This window comes from Aquabacterium sp. G14, from assembly GCF_037482285.1.
In the GTDB taxonomy this organism is placed as follows: domain Bacteria; phylum Pseudomonadota; class Gammaproteobacteria; order Burkholderiales; family Burkholderiaceae_C; genus Aquabacterium.
Map to the genome: position 1 here is coordinate 102355 of NZ_JBBEYB010000005.1, position 20202 is coordinate 122556.

The following is a 20202-nucleotide window of genomic DNA, read 5'->3' on the forward strand; positions in this document are numbered from 1 at the left end:
AACAGCCGTTTTCGGTTGATTCCGTAACCGAAATTCACCGCCCCCCCTTTAGAAGGGGGCGAAGTTCGGCGGTTTTTTCGGTGGGGTGGATTGGGCTTGCTGCTGGCCTGTTCGCGCTTGAGCAAGTCGTAGCCCTGGTGCGCATCCGCTGCGCTGATGGTGTGGCCTTTGTGGAGATGGCTTGCAGCCCTTTGCCGCGTGCATGGGGCGTGGCGCAGGGGCCATGAAAGACCCAGGCAGCCACCAACCCAACCAACCAACCAACCGAAAGAACACGATGACCCTTAAAGACATACACCGCGCCATCGACGTGATGCGCATTGCCCTGGATTTGCCGACACGTGCCGAGCGAATGGATGAAGCCGACCGCCTCATGAAGGCCGCAGGCATGGAGATGCACCCAGCCCACAACGGTGTGCTTATTCGGCTGCGTGATGGCAGCAAAGCATTCATCTCACGCAAAGCACTGACCAACAACTGAAGGAACCAACATCATGCAAACCTTGAGCCTTGAAACCCTGCGCCGCCTGCCCGCCTTTGCCGCTCTGATGGAGGAAGCCGAGCGCAAGAGCTTGGACGAGCGCGCCGCCCTTATCGAAGCCTGGCAGACGACGAACACCCAAGCCCGTGCCGAAATTGCCAGCCTGGAAGCGACCGAGCGCAAGCTCAGCGCCGAGGCTGACGCACTTGCCGCTGAGCTCAAGCGCCTGACCGAGCAGCGCGACCTTGCGCGCATGGGACTGCTGCGCGTCGCAAACCGCCACCATCGACACAACGAGGAAGCCCGGCAACGCATCATTGCTGGTGCAGATAGCCGCCTGTTTCAGTTCATCCTGTGGGCGCGACGAGCCGCAAACATGGCCGCCTTCGCATCACATCGAGCCGAGCCGCTGGCAGTGGTGGGCGACTTCACAGCGCAGACACTCAAGGCGACGAAGCAGGCCCGCCTTGTCGCTGAACTGTGTGAGCACGCCGCAGAGCGCGCCGAGGCGATGCGACTGGAGGCAATCAGTTCTAGCGATGTAACCGGCGAGCTTTCCGCGATGGCTGCCAACATCCGCGACGCTTACCAACCGCTGGCGATGTTCGTGGGCGCATTGCCTGCCGAGCCTGACGGGCTCACGCACTAAGGCATGAGGGGGAAGGTGGGACAAAAGTCGGCAACCTTTCGACCAAGGAAACCGCGCTCCCTCCCATTCGCGGAAAAAAGCCCCCTTTTCAAAGGAATCAGCAAATGGGAGGCGTAAAAGGCCGAAGTGGTGGAGCCCGCCCAAACTCAGGAGGCCCCCGCAAAGGCGCTGGAAGGCCCCCAGGGAGCCGCAACAAGCCAACCCTGATAGATGGCCTACCCGTGACCGCTGACCCGCTGGTGTGGCTGCTGGGGCTGGTGAACTCAGACCATGCGCCGCTGCGGGTTCGTGTCCGTGCTGCCGTGGTGCTGCTGCCCTACCTGCCCGACATGGAGTGAACGCCACACGAACCAACCAAAGCCCCCGCCGTGGGGCTTTTTTCATTGCTGGTGTTGCCGATGTATTCCGGAAATTGACTTACATCCGCCCTTACATCGTGCACAAAAACAACAAAGCCCCGGAGGGCATCCGAGGCTAAGTCATTGATTTCATTGGTGGGTCGGGAGGGACTCGAACCCTCGACCAACGGATTAAAAGTCCGCTGCTCTACCGACTGAGCTACCGACCCCCGCAGAGCCTGCAAGTATAGCGTGTTTTTTGCACCTTACTTGCGGTCGCGCAACAACAGTTGCTCGATCAACTGTGCTGCGGCCACCATGCCGAAGGTCGCCGTGACAGTCACACTGGAGCCATAGCCCGCGCAGTTGAGCGAACCATCGCCCCCCTGCCCCACGTCACAACTGTCTTGCGGCGGCAGCACGGCTTCACGAGAGAAGACGCAGCGCAACCCCATCTTGCCTCGACGCGCGCCCCCATGACGCTGCCGCCAACGTTGCCGCAGCGAGGCCAACAGGGGGTCGTGCGTGACTTCGGACAGATCGGCCACTTCCACCAGTTGCGGACGGGTCTTGCCGCCGGCCGCCCCCACACTCACCATCGGCTTGCCATGGGTCACGCTCCAAGCCGCGAGGGCTGCCTTGGCACGCACCTGATCGCAGCAGTCGATGACGCCATCGAGGGCCTGCGCATCCAGCAGGTCCCCCACATTGGCCTCATCCACAAACTCTTCGATCGCCTGGACCTCACACTCTGGATGAATCTGAGCGATGCGCGCCTTGAGCGCCAGCACCTTGGCTTGACCGAGGGTGCTCTCCAGCGCATGGACCTGGCGGTTGATGTTGGACTCGGCGATGTTGTCGAGGTCGATCAGCACGAGCCGGGCCACCCCGCTGCGCGCCAAGGCCTCAGCCGTCCAAGATCCGACGCCCCCAACACCCACCACCGCCACACGGGCGGCGCGCAATGACTCATATGCACGAACACCGTGCAGGCGGCGCAAGCCACCAAAGCGACGTTCGGGATCGGGGGCGCTGGCTTTGGCCAGCAATTCGGCATCCGGGATCAGCACGGTCACGTCGCTCACATCCAAGACGTCACTTGCCCTTGGGCATCGTCAGCAGCCGATCGCGGGCTGCCTGAGCCGCCTCGGTCTGAGGATATTGCTTGACCAACTGTTCCAGCACCTTGCGGGCGCTGGCGTTGTCCTTGAGCTCCAGATGGCAGTTGCCCATCGAGAGCAAGGCTTCGGGAGCCCGCGCATGGTCGGGCGCCTGATCGGCCAGTTGCTTGAAAGCCTGGATGGCTGGCTTGTACGCACGCAGGCCATAGTGGGCATTGCCCAGCCAGTACCACGCCGATTCGCGGTAGCCGGTTTGAGGGTAGGTCTGCAGCAACTTGTTCAAGCCTGCCGCCCCCGCTGCGAAATCGGCCGCACGCAGGTGTGCCAAGGCCTCTTCGAAGACGCGCTTTTCGTCAGGCGTCACCTTGAAGGTCTTGCCGTCCACGGCCACGGTCTGCGGCTCCAGCTGGCGCAGGCGCTCTTCCTGAGCGGCCTGCGCATCCTTCAAGCGGCGCTGCAACTCGGCCACATCACGCAGCAACACCTCTTCCTGCCCTCGCTGACGCGCGAGATCGGCGCGCAGCTGTTCGACCTGAGCATTCATCTCCAGCAGGCTGCGCCGAAGCTGGTCCACCTGAGCCGACAAAGCCGCATGGGCCTCACGGTCCTGGGTGCGCAACTGGCGAAGCTCCAGGATGGCGCGACGGGCCTCGTCATCCCCAAACAGTGCCGCATGGGCACTGATCGAGCCGAGGGCCGCGGTCATCACGAACACCCAGGGGCGCAAACGCCCCAGCAAAGGCTGAACAGCAGGCATGGCGCGTCCTTCGGGTATCAGCGGTCTTTGATCTCAGCGCGGCGGTTCTGCGACCAGGCGGACTCACCCGAACCTTGTGCAGCGGGACGCTCTTCACCGAAGCTGACCGCCTCAATTTGCTCCGCCGAAACGCCCAGCAGCACCAACGACTTCTGCACGGCTTCGGCACGCTTCTGGCCCAGCGCGAGGTTGTACTCGCGGCCACCACGTTCGTCGGTGTGACCTTCGATGACGACCTTGGTGCCCTTGGCGGCGTTGAGGCGCTTGGCGTGGCCGTCGATGGCACCGGTGAACTCGGACTTGACGACGAAGCTGTCGAAGTCAAAGTAGATGACGCGGGGCAGGCCCGATGCGTCTGCGGCAGCAGCCTGATCCGGCACCACCACCGAGGCCACCTTGTTGGACGAAGCCGCATTGGCATCGGCGCCCGAGCTGGCGTTGGTGATCGGAGCGGCGCCCGAGGAAGCCGAGTCATCGAGCTTGACGGACGAACCGCAAGCAGTCAGGGTCAGCACAGCGGCGCTCAAGGCCGAGGCGAACAGGGTGCGAGAAAAGTTCATGGTGGTTCTCCTGGTGAGAAAAGTGGTCAGGGCAACAAAGGGAGAGAAAAAGACCTGCCTCAACGACGCGCAGGGTGCAGGAAAGGTCCCCACACCGGTTCGCGCACGTCGGCCTGAGAGGTGGCCAGACGCGCCTTGATGCGGCCGTCAAGGGAAGTGGTCATCAGCACGTCGCGCCCCTGGGCACGGGTGGCGTAAATGATGAGCTTGCTGTTGGGGGCAAAGCTCGGGCTTTCATCGTCTCGGGTGTCGGTCAGCGGTGTGACCTTGCCCGAGGCCAACTCCATCAGGTGGAGGCGATAGCCGGCATCCACCTGGCTGATGTAGGCCATGTGACGACCGTCAGGGCTGATGGCCGGGCTGATGTTGTAGCCACCTGTGAACGTGACCCGCCGCGGTTGGCCACCTGAGGCAGGCACGGTGTAAATCTGGGGGGCGCCACCTCGGTCGCTGACGAAATACAGGGCGCGACCATCGGGAGACCATGCGGCCTCGGTATCGATGGCGCTGCTCTGCGTCACGCGTTGCAGGCCCTGACCGTCTGCACCGATCAGGTAGAGCTGCGAGCCGCCATCGCGGCTGAGGGTCACGGCCAGCTGTCGGCCATCGGGCGACCAAGCAGGCGCGCTGTTCGAGCCCTTGAAGCCCGCCACCACCCGGCGCCGTCCAGTACTCACTTCCTGCACAACGACCACAGGCTTGCCTCCCTCGAAGGAGACATAGGCCAGGCGCTGACCATCGGGCGACCAGGCGGGCGAAATGATGGGCTGAGAAATCGTCAAGGGGGCCTGAGCCCCTTCCCCATCGGCATCGGCCACCACCAAAGTATGGCGTGCGCCGGCCTTGCTCACATATGCAATGCGGGTGGAGAACACCCCGGGATCTCCCGTGAGGCGCTGGTAGATGTCGTCGGCAATGCGATGGGCCGCCTGCCGCAGATCCCCCGCCATCACCACCAGGCTGACGATGCCGCTGCCCTGCCCTTTGAGCACGTCCCACAGTTGGTAGCGAACGTCAAATCGACCATCGGCCAGCGGCGTGGCCGAGCCCGTCAACAAGGCATCCGCCCCCTTGCTGCGCCAATCGGGCAGCGGCGGGCGACTGGTGTCATCGAGCCGGTCGGCCGTCGCATCGAGGATGCGAAACAACCCGCTGCGCTCCAGATCGGCCTTGATGATGCGCGAGATGGGTTGCGGGATGCGCCCTTCATCGCGAAAAGCGCCAATGGCAATGGGGATCTGGGTGGCGCCAACGCCAGCGATCTCGACACGGAACTGGGCCTGAGCCGCTTGCCAAGGCCACAGGGCGCCGCCACCGAGCAGCGCCAGACCACCCAACATGCGCTGGGCGGCAGCGCGGCGCGAGGGGGAATGCGTCATGGGTCCGTTACCTGACAGAAATGAGAACAGACCGACATTGTGCCGCGGGACGGCACCAAGTTCCCTCACAGCAACACAATGTCGTACTGCTCGGGGGACATGGAAGGCTCGGTCTGCAGCGAAACAGGCTTGCCGATGAAGTCGCTCAGCCCCGCCAGATGCTGACTTTCCTCATCCAGCAGCATCTCGACCACGGCTGCGCTCGCCACCACACGGAACTCCTTGGGGCTGAACTGACGGGCCTCGCGCAGGATCTCGCGCAGGATGTTGTAGCAGACCGTGCGTGCGGTCTTGACTTGGCCACGCCCCTCGCAGGTCGGACAGGGTTCGCACAGCATGTGCGCCAGCGACTCACGGGTGCGCTTGCGCGTCATCTCGACCAGGCCCAGCGGTGAGAAACCGCTCACGGTCAGCTTGGTTCGATCGCGGGCCAGTTGCTTGCGAAACTCGGCCAGCACGTTCTCACGGTGGTCTTCACGCAGCATGTCGATGAAGTCGACGATGATGATGCCGCCCAGGTTGCGCAAGCGCAGCTGGCGCGCAATGGCCTGCGCCGCCTCCAAGTTGGTCTTGAAGATGGTTTCGTCAAAGTTGCGGGCGCCCACATAGCCACCCGTGTTGACGTCGACCGTGGTCAGCGCCTCGGTCTGATCGATGATGAGGTAACCGCCCGATTTGAGCTCCACCCGGCGCGCCAGGGCGCGCTCGATCTCCGTGTCGATGTTGTACAGATCGAAGATGGGGCGCTCGCCTTTGTAGTGCTGCAGCTTTTCAACCGACGTCGGGGTGAACTCTGCGCCAAAGGTTTTGAGCGCATCAAACTGGATCAGTGAGTCGATGCGGATGCTCTGCACCTGCTCGTTGACCAGATCGCGCAGCACACGCTGGGCCAGGTTCAGCTCCTGGTACAGCAAGGTGCCAGCAGGCGCCTTCAGGCCGTTCTCGCGGATGGTCGCCCAGGTCTTGCGCAGATAGGCAATGTCCACAGCCAACTCGTCGTCGCTGGCATCTTCGGCATTGGTGCGCAGGATGAAGCCGCCCGAGCGGGTGCGGCCTTCGCGGCTATCGGCCTCACCCAACAGGCGCAGCATGCGTTCACGCAACTGGTCACGCAACTCGGGCGAGCCGATTTTCTGCGAGATGCCCAGGTGGTCGTCCTGCGGCAGGAACACCAGCAAACGACCGGCCACGCTGATCTGGGTGGACAGGCGCGCCCCCTTGCTGCCGATCGGATCCTTGATGACCTGAACCATCAGGGTCTGGCCCTCGTGCACGCGCTTTTCGATGGGCACCTGCACCTCGGAAGACCGAGGATGCGAACGGGCAGCGCCGTCTTCACGATGCAGGTCCGCCACGTGCAGGAAGGCAGCACGCTCCAGGCCAATGTCGATGAAGGCCGACTGCATGCCGGGCAGCACCCGCACCACCTTGCCTGCGTAGATGTTGCCCACGAGGCCGCGCTCCAGCGTGCGCTCGACGTGCAACTCCTGCACGGCCCCGCTCTCGATGATCGCAACGCGGGTCTCCTGGGGGGTCCAGTTGATGAGGATGTCTTGTGAATGGGGCATGAGCGGCAATTTACCGCATGCCACGCAGGTGAACGTTGCTCAGCACGTGCCAGCCCGGTCGCTCGTCGCGCGCCGCAGACAGCAAACCGGCCGCGACCTGTGCGGCATGTACGGGTTTGTAGTGATCGGGCATCAGCCAGCCCAGCGCCAAGCCCAGACGCTCGGCCAGGCGAAACTCACCTCGCTCACCGGCGAGCAAAGACGGCCTCGCCACGCACACGCTGCGGTAATCCAGCTCGGCCAAGGCGTCTTCCAACTCGCCTTTGACGCGGTTGTAGAACACGCGAGAGTCCGCATCGGCGCCCAGGGCGCTCACCAGCATCAACTGATGCGCCCCTTGCGCGCGGGCCAGTTGGGCCATGTGAAGCGGGTAGTCAAAGTCCACCTGGCGGAAAGCGGCCTGAGAACCGGCCTTGCGAATGGTGGTGCCCATGGCGCAGCACACCCAGTCGACTTCGAACAGCGCCACATGGCGATCCAGGCGATCGAAATCCACTTCACACACCTGGAGTCGCTCGTCCCCAGGACGGTGACCCGAACGGCCCAACAGCTCGCCACGCGACATGGGACGTCGCGTGAGCGCCCTCACCTCGCCCACGGTCGGATCGGCCATCAGTTGACGCAGCAACTCCCGGCCGACCAAACCCGTGGCGCCAGCCAGCAAAACCCGCCGCGGTGCAGAAGCTGAATGTGGTGCAGGAGCAGATGCAGACATGACGACAACGTACCCCTGATGGGGACAACTAGAAGGACCAGCCCAGCGGCTTGAGCAACTCGGCCGTCTCGAACAAGGGCAACCCCATGATGCCACTGTAGCTGCCATCGATGTGCTGCGTCCACGCGCCGGAGCGGCCCTGGATGGCATAGGCACCGGCCTTGCCCATGGGCTCACCGCTGGCCACATAGCGGCGGATCTCGTCGGCCTCCAGCGTGCGCCAGGTCACGTGCGAGGTGCTCAGACGCAGCTGGCCATGCACCACCACGGCTGTCAACACGCGGTGGGTACGTCCTGACAGCAGGCCCAGCATGCGCGCCGCATCGGCGTCGTCCACCGGCTTGGCCAGGATCTGGTCGCCCAGGGCCACTGTGGTGTCGGCACACAGGATGGGCGCATCGACCCAGTCGTGACCCACCTCGGCCTGGCGACGCACCCGGCGCTCGCGCGCGGCCTCCCACTTGGCGAAGGTCACGCGCTGCACATAGTCCTCGGGCGACTCGCCAGCACGCTCGGCTTCGAGCGCTTCGGCGTCTTCGTGCGCGTCGGGCAGGAGCAGGCGATGGCTCACCCCCAGCTGATCGAGCAGCTGGCGGCGACGCGGGCTTTGCGAGGCCAGATACAGCCAGGGAGGTGTGGCGTGATCGGGCATCTCAGGCACGGTGATAAGGATGGTTGTTGCGCAAGGACCAGGCGCGGTAGAGCTGCTCGAGCAGCAGCACACGGGCCAGTGCATGCGGCAAGGTCATGTCCGACAGACGAATGGCCTCGTCGGCGGTTTGCTTGAAGGCCGGGTCGATGCCGTCGGCCCCGCCGATGATGAGGGCGACATCGCGGCCATCGTGCAGCCAGGCTTCGGTACGCTCGGCCAGCTGTACGCTGGTCAGACGCGAGCCACGCTCATCGAGGATGACGCGGCGCACGCCCCGGTCGATGGCCGCTTCCATGCGGGCCGCTTCGGCCTGCATGATGGCTGCAACGGGCTTGCCTTCGCGGGGTTCGGCCTTGAGGGCCTTGACCTCCACCTTCCAGTCGGGCGGGAAGCGCTTGAGGTAGTCCTCGCACGCTTCGTTCGCCCAGTCAGGCAGGCGGTGGCCAATGGTGACCACCGTCAGCTTCATCAGCGGGCCGTCTTCTTAGCCGGCGCCTTCTTGGCGGCCACCTTCTTCACGGCCACCGGCTTGGCGGCAACCTTCTTGGCAGCCACTTTCTTGACCGCCACCTTGCGAGCCGGCGCCTTCTTGGCGGCGGGCTTCTTCTCAGGGGCGTTGATGACCAGCTTCTTCACCGTGGCGGCGGTCTTGGTTGCGGCCTTCTTGGCGGCCACCTTCTTCACCGCCACCTTCTTGGCGGCGACCGGCTTGGCGGCCGCGGTCTTGCTCACGGCGACTTTGCTTGTGGTCTTGGTGCTGGTCTTGGTTGCGGCCTTCTTGGCTGCGACCTTCTTCGCGGCCACGGGCTTGGCAGCAGCTGTCTTCGCCACGGCCTTCTTCGCTGCCACCTTCTTGGCGGCCGGGGCCGTGGTGGCCGCCTTGCGCGCAGCCGTGGTCTTGCCAGCGGCCTTCTTGGGCTTGGCCGGTGCCTCGTCTTCAGGCTCGGACGCCTTCACCAGACCGGCCTTGGCCTTGGTCTTGATCGCCACGGGCTTCTCACCCCAGATCTCTTCGAGCTGGTAGTACTGGCGGATGGCGGGCTGCATGATGTGCACCACGGCCGCGCCGCAGTCGACGATGATCCATTCGCCGTTTTCTTCGCCTTCGACGCGGGGCACCGGGAAACCGGCATCCTTGACCGACGTGCGCACGCTGGTGGCCAGCGACTTGGTCTGACGGTTGGAAGAGCCCGTCGCGATGATCACGCGCTCGAAGAGCGGCGACAGGTGTTCGGTGTTGAACACGGCGATGTCTTGGGCTTTGACATCTTCCAGGCCATCGACGATGGCGCGTTGCAGTTTACGGATGTCCATTCAGTGGGGTGCGCCCGGAGGCATAGAGTTGATGGTTGGCAATATAGCGCGCCACTGGCAGGGACACCAGAGCGGGCACGAGAGAGAAAGGATCGTCTCCGCGGCCCAGACGGGCCCGGATTTCGGTAGATGAAACGTGCTGCGGCGACAGAGGCAGGGTCACCACCCGGTGGGGATGGGCTGCCAGTTCCGCCGAGGGCCGAGGCGGCTCATCGCCCCGACAGGCCACGGCCACGGTGACGCGGGCCAGGAGTTCGGGCCAGTCGCGCCAGGTGCTCAGGTTGGCGTATTGGTCCTGACCCAGGATCAGGAACCATTCGACGCCATCGTCGGTGCCGTGTGCCTGCTGCAGCGCCCGCACCGTGTCCAGCGTGTAGGAGGGTCCAGCGCGCTGCACCTCGATCGGGTCGACCACGAAGCGGGGCTCGTGGGCGATGGCTGCCTGCACCATGGCGATGCGGTGCTCACCTGCGACCAAGGTACGTTGTTTTTGCCACGCCTGCCCCACGGGGATCCAGCGCACCTCGTCGAGCTGCAGGTGCGCCAGCGCGGTCTCGGCCAGCGCGACGTGCGCCACGTGCACGGGGTCGAAGCTTCCCCCCATCAGCCCGATGCGACGCACCACAGGGCGGGCATCGACAGGGGCATCTGGCTCGGTCACACGTGCGGCGTTCGTCAAGGGCTCAGACCCAGTCCCGCGCAGGCAGGAAATCGGTGTACAGCGCAGCCTCGGGCGTGCCCGGCTCGGGGTGCCAGTCGTAGCGCCACTTCACGATGGGCGGCATTGACATCAGGATGCTTTCGGTGCGGCCGCCCGATTGCAGGCCAAACAGGGTGCCACGGTCCCAGACGAGGTTGAACTCGACATAGCGGCCGCGACGGTAGGCCTGGAAATCGCGCTCGCGCTCGCCATAGGGCGTATCGCGGCGGCGCTGCAGGATAGGCAGGTAAGCTTCGGTGAAGGCATCGCCCACCGAGCGGATCATGGCAAAGCCGCCATCGAACCCCAACTCGGAAAAGTCGTCAAAGAAGATGCCACCGATGCCGCGGGCTTCGCTGCGGTGCTTGAGAAAGAAGTACTCATCGCACCAGGCCTTGAAGCGCGGGTACTTGTCGTCGCCAAACGGGGCGAGCGCGTCCTGGCACACCTGATGGAAGTGCACGGCGTCTTCGGCAAAGCCATAGCTGGGGGTGAGGTCCATGCCGCCGCCAAACCACGCCACCACGCTGCCATCGGGCTTGTGGGCCGCCAGCATGCGCACGTTCATGTGCACGGTGGGGGCATAAGGGTTGCGGGGGTGGAACACCAGGGACACGCCCATCGCCTCGAACGGGCAGCCGGCCAGTTCAGGCCGATGCTGCGTGGCCGAAGGCGGCAGTTGCGGCCCCTTCACGTGCGAGAAGTTGCAGCCACCACGCTCGAGCACCTTGCCTTCTTCGACCAGGCGCGAACAGCCGTCGCCTTGCAGACGCTCACCGGGGGCACGCGTCCAGGCATCGCGCAGGAAGGGCGTGCCGTCTTCGGCCTCGAAGGCCGCCACGATGCGGTCCTGCAGACCGAGCAGGTAGGTGCGAACGGCGTCGGTGTTCATGGGCGTGCTCATGGGCGTCGGGGTGGGCGTCAGGTCAGCGTGGTCCAGCAAGGGGTCAGCGAGCCTTGATGGCGCGCCAGCCGATGTCGGTGCGGAATTGCATGCCGTCGAACTGGATGCCGCGCAGGTAGTCGTAGGCGCGCTGCTGCGCCAGCTTGACCGAGTCGCCCAAGGCCGTCACGCACAGGACGCGGCCACCGCTGGTGCGGATCTGGCCATCTTCGCCCATGGTGGTACCGGCGTGGAACACCATGGCGTCGTCGGCATCGGCCGGCAAGCCGGTGATGACATCGCCCTTGCGTGGGTTGAGCGGGTAGTCGGCGGCAGCCAGCACCACGCCCAAGGCCACGCGGCGGTCCCACTCCAGCTCGACCTGGTCCAGCGTGCCGTCGGTGGCGTGCAGGAACACGTCGATCAAATCGCTCTTGAGGCGCATCATGATGGGCTGCGTTTCCGGGTCGCCCATGCGGCAGTTGAACTCCAAGGTCTTGGGGTTGCCGTGTGCGTCGATCATCAGGCCGGCATACAGGAAGCCGGTGAAGGGGATGCCATCCTTGGCCATGCCCGCCAGCGTCGGCTGGATGATTTCCTGCATGGCCTTGGCATACACATTGGGCGTGACCACCTGGGCCGGCGAGTACGCGCCCATGCCGCCGGTGTTGGGGCCTTCGTCGCCATCGAGCAGGCGCTTGTGGTCCTGGCTGGTGGCCAGCACCGACACATTCTTGCCGTCGGACATGACGATGAAGCTGGCCTCTTCACCGGCCAGGAACTCTTCGATCACCACGCGCGCGCCGCCCGCGTTGTGCTGCACGCCCAGCTTGTTGTCGAGCAGCATCCAGTCGACCGCCTGGTGCGCCTCTTCCAGCGTCATGGCCACGACCACGCCCTTGCCCGCCGCCAGGCCGTCGGCCTTGATGACGATGGGCGCGCCGTGCTTGTCCACATAGGCATGGGCCGCTTCGGTGTCGGTGAAGGTCTCGTAGAAGGCCGTGGGGATGCCATGGCGCTTCATGAAGTCCTTCGCAAAAGCCTTGGAGCTTTCCAGCTGAGCGGCCTTTTGCGTGGGGCCGAAGATGCGCAGGCCGCGGGCACGGAACTCGTCCACGACACCGGCAGCCAGGGGCGCTTCGGGACCCACCACGGTCAACGTGACCTTGTTGGCCTGGGCGAAGTCGGCCAGGGCCTTCACATCGGTGATGGGCACATTGACCAGGCGCGAATCGCGCGCCGTGCCGCCGTTGCCGGGGGCCACGTACACCTTGGAAGCCTTGGGAGACTGAGCCAGCTTCCAGGCCAGGGCGTGTTCGCGGCCACCAGAGCCAATGACGAGGATGTTCATACCGGGACCTGTTCTCTCAATTCACTCAATTCAATTCGGCGTTGTGATAGACCTCCTGGACATCGTCCAGGTCTTCCAGCACATCCAGCAGCTTCTGCATGCGCACGGCATCGTCACCCGACAGTTCGACGGGGGTGTCCGCACGCATGGTCACCTCGGCCATCTCCGCGTTCAGACCGGCGCCCTCCAGGGCATTTTTGACCGTTTCAAAATCGCCCGGGCCACTCAGCACCTCGATGGAGCCATCTTCGTGGGTGAGCACGTCCTCGGCACCCGCTTCCAGGGCCACTTCCATGACCTTGTCTTCGCTCACGCCCGGTGCAAACAGGAACTGACCCACGTGCTTGAACTGGAAGGCCACCGAGCCTTCGGTGCCCAGGTTGCCACCGTGCTTGCTGAACGCATGGCGCACCTCGGCCACCGTGCGCACACGGTTGTCGGTCATGCAGTCGACGATGATGGCCGCGCCGCCAATGCCGTAGCCCTCATAGCGGATTTCCTCGTAGGTGACCCCGTCGAGGTTGCCCGTGGCCTTGTCCACGTTGCGCTTGATGTTATCGGCCGGCATGTTGGCCGCTTTGGCCTTTTCGATGGCCAGGCGCAGGCGCGGGTTCATGGCGATGTCGCCGCCACCGGCACGGGCCGCCACAATGATTTCACGGGTGATGCGGGTCCACACCCGGCCGCGCTTCTCGTCTTGGCGACCTTTGCGGTGTTGGATGTTGGCCCACTTGGAATGACCGGCCATGGCGTCTTGCTCCGGATGAGAATGTGCGATGTGAACAACAGAACGCGCCCCGGCGAAACACCGGCGCGCGCATGAAAAGGGCCGCAGCACAAGCTGGGCGATACTGTGATTTTACCCGTCGGCGCGCTTGACGCGGATCAAGTCGCCCACGCAGCCCGCCGGATTGACCGAAGTCCGACCCTTTTGACCGTTGTGGAGCCCCTGCACCATGGCCGACCCGATCCTGATTGCCCGTCACGGCGACACCGAATGCCACCTGCTGCCCGCCCTGGCCAACCGACACGGCCTGATCACGGGCGCCACCGGCACCGGCAAGACCATCACCTTGCAGGCGCTGGCCGAGGGCCTGTCCAACCTGGGCGTCCCCGTCTTCCTGGCTGACATCAAGGGCGACCTGACCGGCATCTCGCAAACCGGCAGCGTCTCGCCCAAGCTGGCCGCCATCCTGACCGAGCGCGGTATCGAACCACCTGCACCCCAATCCTGCCCCACCACGCTGTGGGACGTCTTTGGTGAGCAAGGCCACCCGGTGCGCGCCACCATCTCGGACATGGGACCGCTGCTGCTGGGCCGCATGCTCAACCTGAACGACACCCAGGCCGGCGTGCTGCAACTGGTCTTCAAGGTGGCCGATGACAACGGCCTGCTGCTGCTCGACCTCAAAGACCTGCGCGCCATGCTGCAGCACGTGGGCGACAACGCCAGCCAGTTCACCACCAGCTACGGCAACATCAGCCCGGCGAGCATCGGCGCCATCCAGCGCGGCCTGCTGCAAATTGAAGAGCAAGGCGGCGACCGCTTCTTCGGCGAGCCCATGCTCAACATCAGCGACTTCATGCAGACGGTCGACGGCAAGGGCGTGGTCAACATCCTCGCGGCCGACAAGCTGATGCACTCGCCCCGCCTGTACGCCACCTTCCTGCTGTGGATGCTGTCCGAGCTGTTCGAGACCCTGCCCGAGGTGGGTGACCTCGACAAGCCCAAGCTGGTGTTCTTCTTCGACGAGGCCCACCTGCTGTTCAAGGATGCCCCGGCCGCCCTGATTGAGCGCATCGAGCTGGTCGTGCGTCTGGTGCGCTCCAAAGGCGTGGGCGTGTACTTCGTGACCCAGAACCCGCTGGACATCCCCGACACCGTGCTGGGGCAGTTGGGCAACCGCGTGCAGCACGCGCTGCGCGCCTTCACCCCGCGCGACCAGAAAGCCGTCAAATCGGCAGCCGACACGATGCGTGCCAACCCGGGCCTGGACATCGCCACGGCCATCACCGAGCTGGCCGTCGGCGAAGCGCTGGTGAGCCTGCTGGACGAAAAGGGGCGCCCCGGCGTGACCCAGCGTGTGTTTGTAGTGCCACCGGGCAGCCAGATCGGCCCCATCACCCCGGCGCAGCGCCAGGCCCTGATCAGCCAGTCGCTGGTGGCGGGCGTGTACGAGCAGGTGGTGGACCGGGAATCGGCCCACGAAAAACTCAAGGGCCGCGCCGCCGGCCAGGCCGCCCCCGCCGCCCCGCAGGACAGTGATGAGCGCAGCCTGCGTGACGAGGCTCAAGAGGCTGTGCGTTCGCCCCGCTCGGCGCCGTCGGGCACCGACCGCAGCGCGCCTGCCGAATCAGGCGGCGGATGGCTGGGTGACCTGCTGCAAGGCAGCGGCCGCAAGGACTCGGTACTGGAAACGGTGGCCAAGTCGGCCGCGCGCACCATTGGCTCGACCGTGGGCCGGGAAATCATCCGCGGCGTGTTGGGCTCGCTGCTGGGTGGCAGCCGCAGGCGCTGACGCCTGCAGCGCACAGCCCCACTGAGCCCCACCGCTCAATCGCGACGCCAACCGTGGCGATCGTCGTCTCGGCCACCGCGGTCATCTCGGCCACCGTGCCGATGTTCATGATGGTGGTGATGGTGATGCCCGCGATGATCACGACCCCAACGCGCCCGATCTTCCCGGTACATGCGCGTGGGCGGGGCGTACACCACCGGCACAGGTCCGTAGCCGTGCCCCGGCACCCAGACCACAGGGGGGCGAGGATGGTGCACCACCACCGGCGGCGGCGCGTAGACCACCACGCCAGGATGGGAGTGAACGCCGCCGCGGGTGTTGGAGACCGCCGTGCTCACGCGGCCAACGCCCTGCACGGGGGCATCGACATTGACGGCCCAGTACACCCCGCCGCCAGCCTGGGCTGACATCGCCCCCAACCCGAGCCCAGTGATCACGACCAGACGGGACAACCATGTTTGCATTGAGGTACGCATGAAGTTTCTCTCCTTTGAGACTTCAACGCACCGCATCCACAGCACGCAGACACACCGCATGTAAAGCGATGTAAGGGCTTGTGTCCGAGGGCGACTCAGTGATGGTGGTGGTGACCGTCGCTGCGCGCGATCTCCAGCAGGCGCGCCACCTCGTCGGGGTGCCTGCGGACATTGCTGCGGTGCCACAGGCCAATCAACAGCATCACGCTGGCCACGAACAGACCAAAGGCCGTGATCGCCCCATAGGCCGACAGACCCGAATGGGTCAAGCCGGCATACATCAAGCCCAACAAGAGGATGCAGGCTTGCTCATTGAAGTTTTGCACCGCAATCGAGCGACCCGAACCCATGAGGTTGTGGCCGCGATGCTGCAGCAGCGCGTTCATGGGCACCACCAGGAAGCCACCCAGAGCCCCCAGCACAATCATGAAAGGCACGGTGGGGGTGATGTCACGCAGGAAATTCATGCCGATGACCAGCACGCCCATGGCCACGCCCAAGGGGATCACCAAGGTGGCCTGATCCAGCCGCATCTTGACCGACGCAACGACGGCTCCCACGGCCGTGCCAATGGCGACGACCCCCACCAGCGCCGAAGCTTTCGTGGTGTCGTAACCCAGGGCAACGGCGGCCCACGCCAGCACGATGTAGCGCAGGTTGCCCGACACGCCCCAGAACAGCGTGGTGGTGGCCAGCGAGATCTGACCCAGCTTGTCACGCCACAGCCGCGAGTTGCACGACGCGAAATCACGCACCAGGAACACCGGATTGGCCGCATAGGGCTGCAAGGGGGTGTCGGTGCGCGGGATGCGCAGGTTGAACAGCGAGGCGATGACGTAGAAGATGATCAGCGTGGCAATGGCCGCCTCGGCGGGTGTGGTGATGCCCGTGTCCACCATCGGCAGGTCGACGGACAGCAACCAGGGCGCGATCGCATGCCCCATCAACTGACCGCCGAGGACCACGCCCAGAATGATGGAGGTGATGGTCAGCCCTTCGATCCAGCCATTGGCCTTCACCAGCTGAGACGGTGGCAGGAGTTCGGTGAGGATGCCGTACTTGGCCGGCGAGTAAGCCGCCGCGCCCAGGCCCACCACCGCATAGGCAAGCAAGGGATGGGAGCCGAAGAGCATCATCAGACACCCCACCACCTTGATGGCGTTGGAGATGAACATGACCTTGCCTTTGGGCCACGCATCAGCGAACGCCCCGACAAATGGCGCCAACACCACGTAAAAGAGCGCAAACATCGGCACCAACGCCGCACGCTGCCACTCTGGCGAGCCGTCGGTTCTGAGCAGTTCAACCGCAGCGACGAAGAGCGCATTGTCGGCCAGCGAGCTGAAGAACTGCGCCGCCATGATGGTGTAAAAGCCTTTTTTCATGCGCGAGCGTCGTGAGAGATCATTTCCGTGGGTTGCATGCCAGACCGGCGAACATGTCCCGGCATTGCAAAGCCTTGGTCACATCAACGGCCGCCGGTTATAGCACGGCCTCCTATTCTGCACGCCCTGAGCCCGACAAGCTGACGCATGAACAGAGGGGAGCGGGGATGCGCAGGCGTCAGGGTGGCAAAATCATGCCCATGCCGCGCCCGCTCCAAGCTCTGATCCACCTCGATGCCCTTCAACACAACCTGCAGCGAGCGCGTGACTGTGCCCCGGATGCCCGTGTGTGGGCCGTGGTCAAAGCTCATGCTTATGGGCATGGCCTGCAGCGCGTGTTCGAAGGACTGCGCAGTGCCGATGGCTTTGCCTTGCTCGACATCGCCGAGGCCCAGCGCCTGCGCGACCTCGACTGGCGCGGTCCCATCTTGTTGATCGAAGGCGTGTTCGACGCGCGGGATCTGGAATGGTGTTCGCGCCTGAACCTGTGGCACGTGGTGCACTGTGAAGAGCAGATCAACTGGCTGGCTCAGCACAAGAGCGAATGGCCTCACCGCGTGTTCCTGAAGATGAACACCGGCATGAACAGACTGGGCTTCACGCCGCAGGCCTTTCGCAACGCCTGGCTGCGCCTGAGCGCCCTGCCCCAGGTCGACGAGGTGTCCTTCATCACCCACTTTTCGGACGCCGACAGCCCCAAGGGCATCTCGCAGCAGGCCGAGGTGTTCCTCACCCACACCGCCGACCTCAGTGGCGAACGCAGTTTGTGCAACAGCGCCGCAACATTGCGCCACGCACACGACCCGGCCATCCGAGGGGACTGGATCCGCCCCGGCGTGATGCTCTATGGCGCGTCCCCCGACTACCCTGAGCACGATGCCACCCACTGGAATCTGCAGCCGGCGATGACCTTGCACAGCAAGCTCATCGGGATTCAGCACCTGCAAGCCGGTGACACGGTGGGCTACGGCAGCACTTTCACCGCCGACCGCGAGATGCGCATCGGCGTGGTGGCCTGCGGTTACGCGGACGGCTACCCTCGACACGCCCCGACGGGGACACCTGTGCTGGTGGACGGCGTGCGTGTGCCGCTGATTGGCCGCGTCTCGATGGACATGCTGGCCGTGGACCTGAGCCTGGTGCCACAGGCCCACCTGGGCACCGAAGTCACCTTGTGGGGCCGTGGCCCCCACCACAGCCTTTTGTCGATCGATGAGGTGGCGCAGCATTGCGGCACGATCGGCTACGAGTTGATGTGCGCCCTGTCACCCCGAGTGCCAGTGGAAGTCCTCCAACCCCATCAGGGGTGATCGGCGGCGATGGCGCAGCTTTTGTGCCGATTTGGCACACTGCGAACAGCCTCGCACCCTTCTTGCTTCACCTCTTTCGGCACCGCAGCCCTGTTGACGCGCAGACCGAATCGGAACCCCACATGGACATCGAACACCAACGCCACCAATTGCGCATGACCGTGCTCATGACGCCCGACATGGCCAACTTCTCTGGCAACGTGCATGGCGGCACCATCCTCAAGCTGCTCGACCAGGTGGCTTATGCCTGCGCCAGCCGCTATGCCGGCTCGTACGTGGTCACGCTGTCGGTGGACCAGGTGACCTTCCGTCAGCCCATCCACGTGGGTGAGCTGGTGACCTTCCTGGCCTCGGTGAACTACACCGGCACCTCGTCGATGGAGATTGGCATCAAGGTGATCGCCGAGAACATCCGCACCCAGGTCGTGCGCCACGCCAACAGCTGCTTCTTCACCATGGTGGCGGTCGACGAGCACGCCAAACCCACGCCCGTTACCCCGCTGACCCCGTCCACACCGGAAGAAGAGCGTCGCTTCAAGGCCGCCAAGTTGCGTCGCCAACTGCGCCAGGAGCTGGAGCAGCGTTTCAAGGCCATTCAATCGGGCGAGACACCCGCGGCCTGAGATCTACGTCCCTGACAATAGGGGCATGGCCAAAGAGAAAACCGTCTACACCTGCAGCGAGTGCGGGGGCGTCAGCCCCAAGTGGCTGGGCAAATGCCCCCAGTGCAACGCCTGGAACACCCTCGAAGAGACACGCGCAGAGCCCGCCGCCAGCAAGAACCGGATGCAGGCGCTCTCGCGCGGCCTGAACGCGGCGCAGCCGGTCACCACGCTGGCGCAGATCGAGGCCGCCGATGTCGCCCGCACGCCGACCGGACTGGAGGAGCTGGACCGGGTGTTGGGCGGTGGCATCGTCTCGGGCGGCGTGGTGCTGATCGGGGGCGATCCCGGCATCGGCAAATCCACCTTGCTGCTGCAGGCGCTCGATGCCCTGTCACGCCAGATGCCCGTGCTGTATGTGACCGGCGAAGAAAGCGGTGCCCAGGTGGCGCTGCGGGCGCACCGGCTGGGCCTGGACGGCTCACAGGTGCGGGTGCAGGCCGAGATCCAGTTGGAAAACATCATCGCGACGATGGACGCCGAAAAGCCGTCCTTCTGCGTGATCGACTCGATCCAAACCATTTACTCGGATCAGCTCACCTCGGCGCCAGGCTCGGTGGCGCAGGTGCGCGAATGCGCTGCCCACCTGACCCGCGTGGCCAAGGCCAGCGGTTGCGCCACCGTGCTGGTGGGCCACGTGACCAAGGAAGGCGCGATTGCCGGCCCGCGCGTGCTGGAGCACATCGTGGACACGGTGCTGTACTTCGAAGGCGACACGCACAGCAGCTTCCGCCTGATCCGCGCCATCAAGAACCGCTTTGGCGCGGTCAACGAGATTGGCGTGTTCGCGATGACGGACAAGGGGCTCAAGGGTGTGACCAACCCCAGCGCCATCTTCCTGTCCACGCACAGTGAGCCGGTGCCTGGCTCGTGCGTGTTGGTGACGCTGGAAGGCACACGGCCGCTGCTGGTCGAAATTCAAGCCCTGGTCGACGCGGGCGGCCCCAGCCCGCGCCGCCTGAGCGTCGGCCTTGAGCGCGATCGCCTGGCGATGCTGCTGGCCGTGCTGCACCGCCACGCTGGCATGGCCTGCTCAGACCAGGATGTGTTCGTCAACGCGGTGGGCGGCGTGCGCATCAGCGAACCGGCCGCCGACCTGGCCGTGTTGCTGGCCATCCAGAGCAGCCTGCGCGGCAAGCCACTGCCCAAAGGCTTCCTCGCGTTTGGCGAAGTGGGCCTGGCGGGTGAGGTGCGCCCTGCCCCGCGCGGTCAGGAACGCCTGAAGGAGGCAGCCAAGCTGGGTTTCAGCATCGCAGTAGTGCCCAAGGCCAATGCACCCAAGAAGCCCATTGAAGGCCTGACCATTCACCCGGTGGAACGTGTGGAAGAGGCCATCAGCCTGGTGCGCTCGCTGATGTGAGCGTCAGCCCTATCGGGCTGGC

At 64.8% G+C, this 20202-nt stretch carries 21 protein-coding genes and 1 tRNA gene; 6 read left to right on the forward strand and 16 right to left on the reverse strand.

All coding sequences use genetic code 11. The features are described from left to right. Nucleotides 1-223: 223 nt before the first annotated feature. Complete coding sequence (locus WIT60_RS07620; protein WP_339583339.1) at nucleotides 224-481, forward strand: hypothetical protein; 258 nt, start codon at nucleotides 224-226, stop codon at nucleotides 479-481. Nucleotides 482-494: 13 nt separating this feature from the next. Then, nucleotides 495-1130 carry a hypothetical protein gene (locus WIT60_RS07625; protein WP_339583340.1) on the forward strand — a complete coding sequence of 212 codons (636 nt, stop codon included), beginning with the start codon at nucleotides 495-497 and terminating at the stop codon, nucleotides 1128-1130. 492 nt (nucleotides 1131-1622) lie between these two features. On the opposite strand, the gene WIT60_RS07630 is transcribed toward WIT60_RS07625, so the two are convergent. From WIT60_RS07630 to WIT60_RS07695, 14 genes are all read right to left on the reverse strand, one after another. Beyond that, nucleotides 1623-1698 (reverse strand) — tRNA-Lys (locus WIT60_RS07630). 36 nt (nucleotides 1699-1734) lie between these two features. Continuing rightward, nucleotides 1735-2544 carry a tRNA threonylcarbamoyladenosine dehydratase gene (locus WIT60_RS07635; RefSeq protein WP_339583438.1) on the reverse strand — a complete coding sequence of 270 codons (810 nt, stop codon included), beginning with the start codon at nucleotides 2542-2544 and terminating at the stop codon, nucleotides 1735-1737. A 19-nt stretch (nucleotides 2545-2563) separates the two neighbouring features. Then, nucleotides 2564-3346: a tol-pal system protein YbgF gene (gene ybgF / locus WIT60_RS07640; RefSeq protein WP_339583341.1), complete on the reverse strand. Its 783-nt coding sequence runs from the start codon at nucleotides 3344-3346 to the stop codon at nucleotides 2564-2566. A 17-nt stretch (nucleotides 3347-3363) separates the two neighbouring features. After that, a complete protein-coding gene (gene pal / locus WIT60_RS07645; protein ID WP_339583342.1) occupies nucleotides 3364-3906 on the reverse strand; it encodes a peptidoglycan-associated lipoprotein Pal in 543 nt (180 codons plus the stop codon). A 59-nt stretch (nucleotides 3907-3965) separates the two neighbouring features. Beyond that, nucleotides 3966-5285 carry a Tol-Pal system beta propeller repeat protein TolB gene (gene tolB / locus WIT60_RS07650; protein ID WP_445207670.1) on the reverse strand — a complete coding sequence of 440 codons (1320 nt, stop codon included), beginning with the start codon at nucleotides 5283-5285 and terminating at the stop codon, nucleotides 3966-3968. A 65-nt stretch (nucleotides 5286-5350) separates the two neighbouring features. After that, a complete protein-coding gene (rng, locus tag WIT60_RS07655; RefSeq protein WP_339583343.1) occupies nucleotides 5351-6853 on the reverse strand; it encodes a ribonuclease G in 1503 nt (500 codons plus the stop codon). A 10-nt stretch (nucleotides 6854-6863) separates the two neighbouring features. Beyond that, entirely contained in the window at nucleotides 6864-7568 is a 705-nt protein-coding gene (locus WIT60_RS07660) for an NAD(P)H-binding protein (RefSeq protein ID WP_339583344.1), read from the reverse strand. A gap of 28 nt (nucleotides 7569-7596) precedes the next feature. Then, nucleotides 7597-8220, reverse strand: coding sequence for a Maf family protein (locus tag WIT60_RS07665; protein WP_339583440.1), 624 nt, complete (start codon nucleotides 8218-8220; stop codon nucleotides 7597-7599). Between the two features lies 1 nt (nucleotide 8221). Beyond that, nucleotides 8222-8689 carry a 23S rRNA (pseudouridine(1915)-N(3))-methyltransferase RlmH gene (gene rlmH / locus WIT60_RS07670; RefSeq protein ID WP_320364003.1) on the reverse strand — a complete coding sequence of 156 codons (468 nt, stop codon included), beginning with the start codon at nucleotides 8687-8689 and terminating at the stop codon, nucleotides 8222-8224. Then, nucleotides 8689-9534 carry a ribosome silencing factor gene (gene rsfS / locus WIT60_RS07675; RefSeq protein WP_339583345.1) on the reverse strand — a complete coding sequence of 282 codons (846 nt, stop codon included), beginning with the start codon at nucleotides 9532-9534 and terminating at the stop codon, nucleotides 8689-8691. The genes rlmH and rsfS overlap by 1 nt, the downstream gene beginning before the upstream one ends. Continuing rightward, nucleotides 9521-10213, reverse strand: coding sequence for a nicotinate (nicotinamide) nucleotide adenylyltransferase (nadD, locus tag WIT60_RS07680; protein WP_339583346.1), 693 nt, complete (start codon nucleotides 10211-10213; stop codon nucleotides 9521-9523). Before nadD ends, rsfS begins: the two co-directional genes overlap by 14 nt. Before the next feature lie 4 nt (nucleotides 10214-10217). Then, entirely contained in the window at nucleotides 10218-11126 is a 909-nt protein-coding gene (gene hemF, locus WIT60_RS07685; RefSeq protein WP_339583441.1) for an oxygen-dependent coproporphyrinogen oxidase, read from the reverse strand. Between the two features lie 55 nt (nucleotides 11127-11181). After that, on the reverse strand, nucleotides 11182-12468 hold the full coding sequence (gene purD / locus WIT60_RS07690; protein ID WP_339583347.1) for a phosphoribosylamine--glycine ligase: 1287 nt from the start codon (nucleotides 12466-12468) through the stop codon (nucleotides 11182-11184). A gap of 25 nt (nucleotides 12469-12493) precedes the next feature. Then, a complete protein-coding gene (locus WIT60_RS07695; RefSeq protein ID WP_339583348.1) occupies nucleotides 12494-13216 on the reverse strand; it encodes a YebC/PmpR family DNA-binding transcriptional regulator in 723 nt (240 codons plus the stop codon). A 208-nt stretch (nucleotides 13217-13424) separates the two neighbouring features. On the opposite strand from WIT60_RS07695, the gene WIT60_RS07700 reads away from it, so the two are divergent. Continuing rightward, on the forward strand, nucleotides 13425-14987 hold the full coding sequence (locus WIT60_RS07700) for a helicase HerA-like domain-containing protein (RefSeq protein ID WP_339583349.1): 1563 nt from the start codon (nucleotides 13425-13427) through the stop codon (nucleotides 14985-14987). Nucleotides 14988-15022: 35 nt separating this feature from the next. Here the strand turns inward: WIT60_RS07700 and WIT60_RS07705 are convergent, their stop codons facing one another. Further along, nucleotides 15023-15463 (reverse strand): hypothetical protein, encoded by a 441-nt coding sequence (locus tag WIT60_RS07705; RefSeq protein ID WP_339583350.1) that lies wholly within the window; start codon nucleotides 15461-15463, stop codon nucleotides 15023-15025. 95 nt (nucleotides 15464-15558) lie between these two features. Next, nucleotides 15559-16848: a lysophospholipid transporter LplT gene (gene lplT / locus WIT60_RS07710; protein ID WP_339583351.1), complete on the reverse strand. Its 1290-nt coding sequence runs from the start codon at nucleotides 16846-16848 to the stop codon at nucleotides 15559-15561. 200 nt (nucleotides 16849-17048) lie between these two features. Between lplT and alr the strand changes: the two genes are divergently transcribed. From alr to radA, 3 genes are all read left to right on the forward strand, one after another. After that, nucleotides 17049-18158: an alanine racemase gene (gene alr / locus WIT60_RS07715; protein WP_339583352.1), complete on the forward strand. Its 1110-nt coding sequence runs from the start codon at nucleotides 17049-17051 to the stop codon at nucleotides 18156-18158. A gap of 122 nt (nucleotides 18159-18280) precedes the next feature. Further along, entirely contained in the window at nucleotides 18281-18781 is a 501-nt protein-coding gene (locus tag WIT60_RS07720) for an acyl-CoA thioesterase (RefSeq protein ID WP_339583353.1), read from the forward strand. Between the two features lie 25 nt (nucleotides 18782-18806). After that, entirely contained in the window at nucleotides 18807-20180 is a 1374-nt protein-coding gene (gene radA, locus WIT60_RS07725; RefSeq protein WP_339583354.1) for a DNA repair protein RadA, read from the forward strand. Nucleotides 20181-20202: the final 22 nt, after the last annotated feature.

Bases quoted from the DNA above. Each gene is read 5' to 3' on its own strand.
- WIT60_RS07665 (WP_339583440.1), bottom strand. From the start codon at position 8,220: ATGCCCGATCACGCCACACCTCCCTGGCTGTATCTGGCCTCGCAAAGC.
- WIT60_RS07695 (WP_339583348.1), bottom strand. From the start codon at position 13,216: ATGGCCGGTCATTCCAAGTGGGCCAACATCCAACACCGCAAAGGTCGC.
- WIT60_RS07700 (WP_339583349.1), top strand. From the start codon at position 13,425: ATGGCCGACCCGATCCTGATTGCCCGTCACGGCGACACCGAATGCCAC.
- WIT60_RS07620 (WP_339583339.1), top strand. From the start codon at position 224: ATGAAAGACCCAGGCAGCCACCAACCCAACCAACCAACCAACCGAAAG.
- lplT (WP_339583351.1), bottom strand. From the start codon at position 16,848: ATGAAAAAAGGCTTTTACACCATCATGGCGGCGCAGTTCTTCAGCTCG.
- tolB (WP_445207670.1), bottom strand. From the start codon at position 5,285: ATGACGCATTCCCCCTCGCGCCGCGCTGCCGCCCAGCGCATGTTGGGT.
- purD (WP_339583347.1), bottom strand. From the start codon at position 12,468: ATGAACATCCTCGTCATTGGCTCTGGTGGCCGCGAACACGCCCTGGCC.
- rng (WP_339583343.1), bottom strand. From the start codon at position 6,853: ATGCCCCATTCACAAGACATCCTCATCAACTGGACCCCCCAGGAGACC.
- radA (WP_339583354.1), top strand. From the start codon at position 18,807: ATGGCCAAAGAGAAAACCGTCTACACCTGCAGCGAGTGCGGGGGCGTC.
- WIT60_RS07660 (WP_339583344.1), bottom strand. From the start codon at position 7,568: ATGTCTGCATCTGCTCCTGCACCACATTCAGCTTCTGCACCGCGGCGG.
- pal (WP_339583342.1), bottom strand. From the start codon at position 3,906: ATGAACTTTTCTCGCACCCTGTTCGCCTCGGCCTTGAGCGCCGCTGTG.
- rsfS (WP_339583345.1), bottom strand. From the start codon at position 9,534: ATGGACATCCGTAAACTGCAACGCGCCATCGTCGATGGCCTGGAAGAT.
- ybgF (WP_339583341.1), bottom strand. From the start codon at position 3,346: ATGCCTGCTGTTCAGCCTTTGCTGGGGCGTTTGCGCCCCTGGGTGTTC.
- WIT60_RS07705 (WP_339583350.1), bottom strand. From the start codon at position 15,463: ATGCGTACCTCAATGCAAACATGGTTGTCCCGTCTGGTCGTGATCACT.
- hemF (WP_339583441.1), bottom strand. From the start codon at position 11,126: ATGAACACCGACGCCGTTCGCACCTACCTGCTCGGTCTGCAGGACCGC.
- rlmH (WP_320364003.1), bottom strand. From the start codon at position 8,689: ATGAAGCTGACGGTGGTCACCATTGGCCACCGCCTGCCTGACTGGGCG.
- WIT60_RS07625 (WP_339583340.1), top strand. From the start codon at position 495: ATGCAAACCTTGAGCCTTGAAACCCTGCGCCGCCTGCCCGCCTTTGCC.
- WIT60_RS07720 (WP_339583353.1), top strand. From the start codon at position 18,281: ATGGACATCGAACACCAACGCCACCAATTGCGCATGACCGTGCTCATG.
- alr (WP_339583352.1), top strand. From the start codon at position 17,049: ATGCCGCGCCCGCTCCAAGCTCTGATCCACCTCGATGCCCTTCAACAC.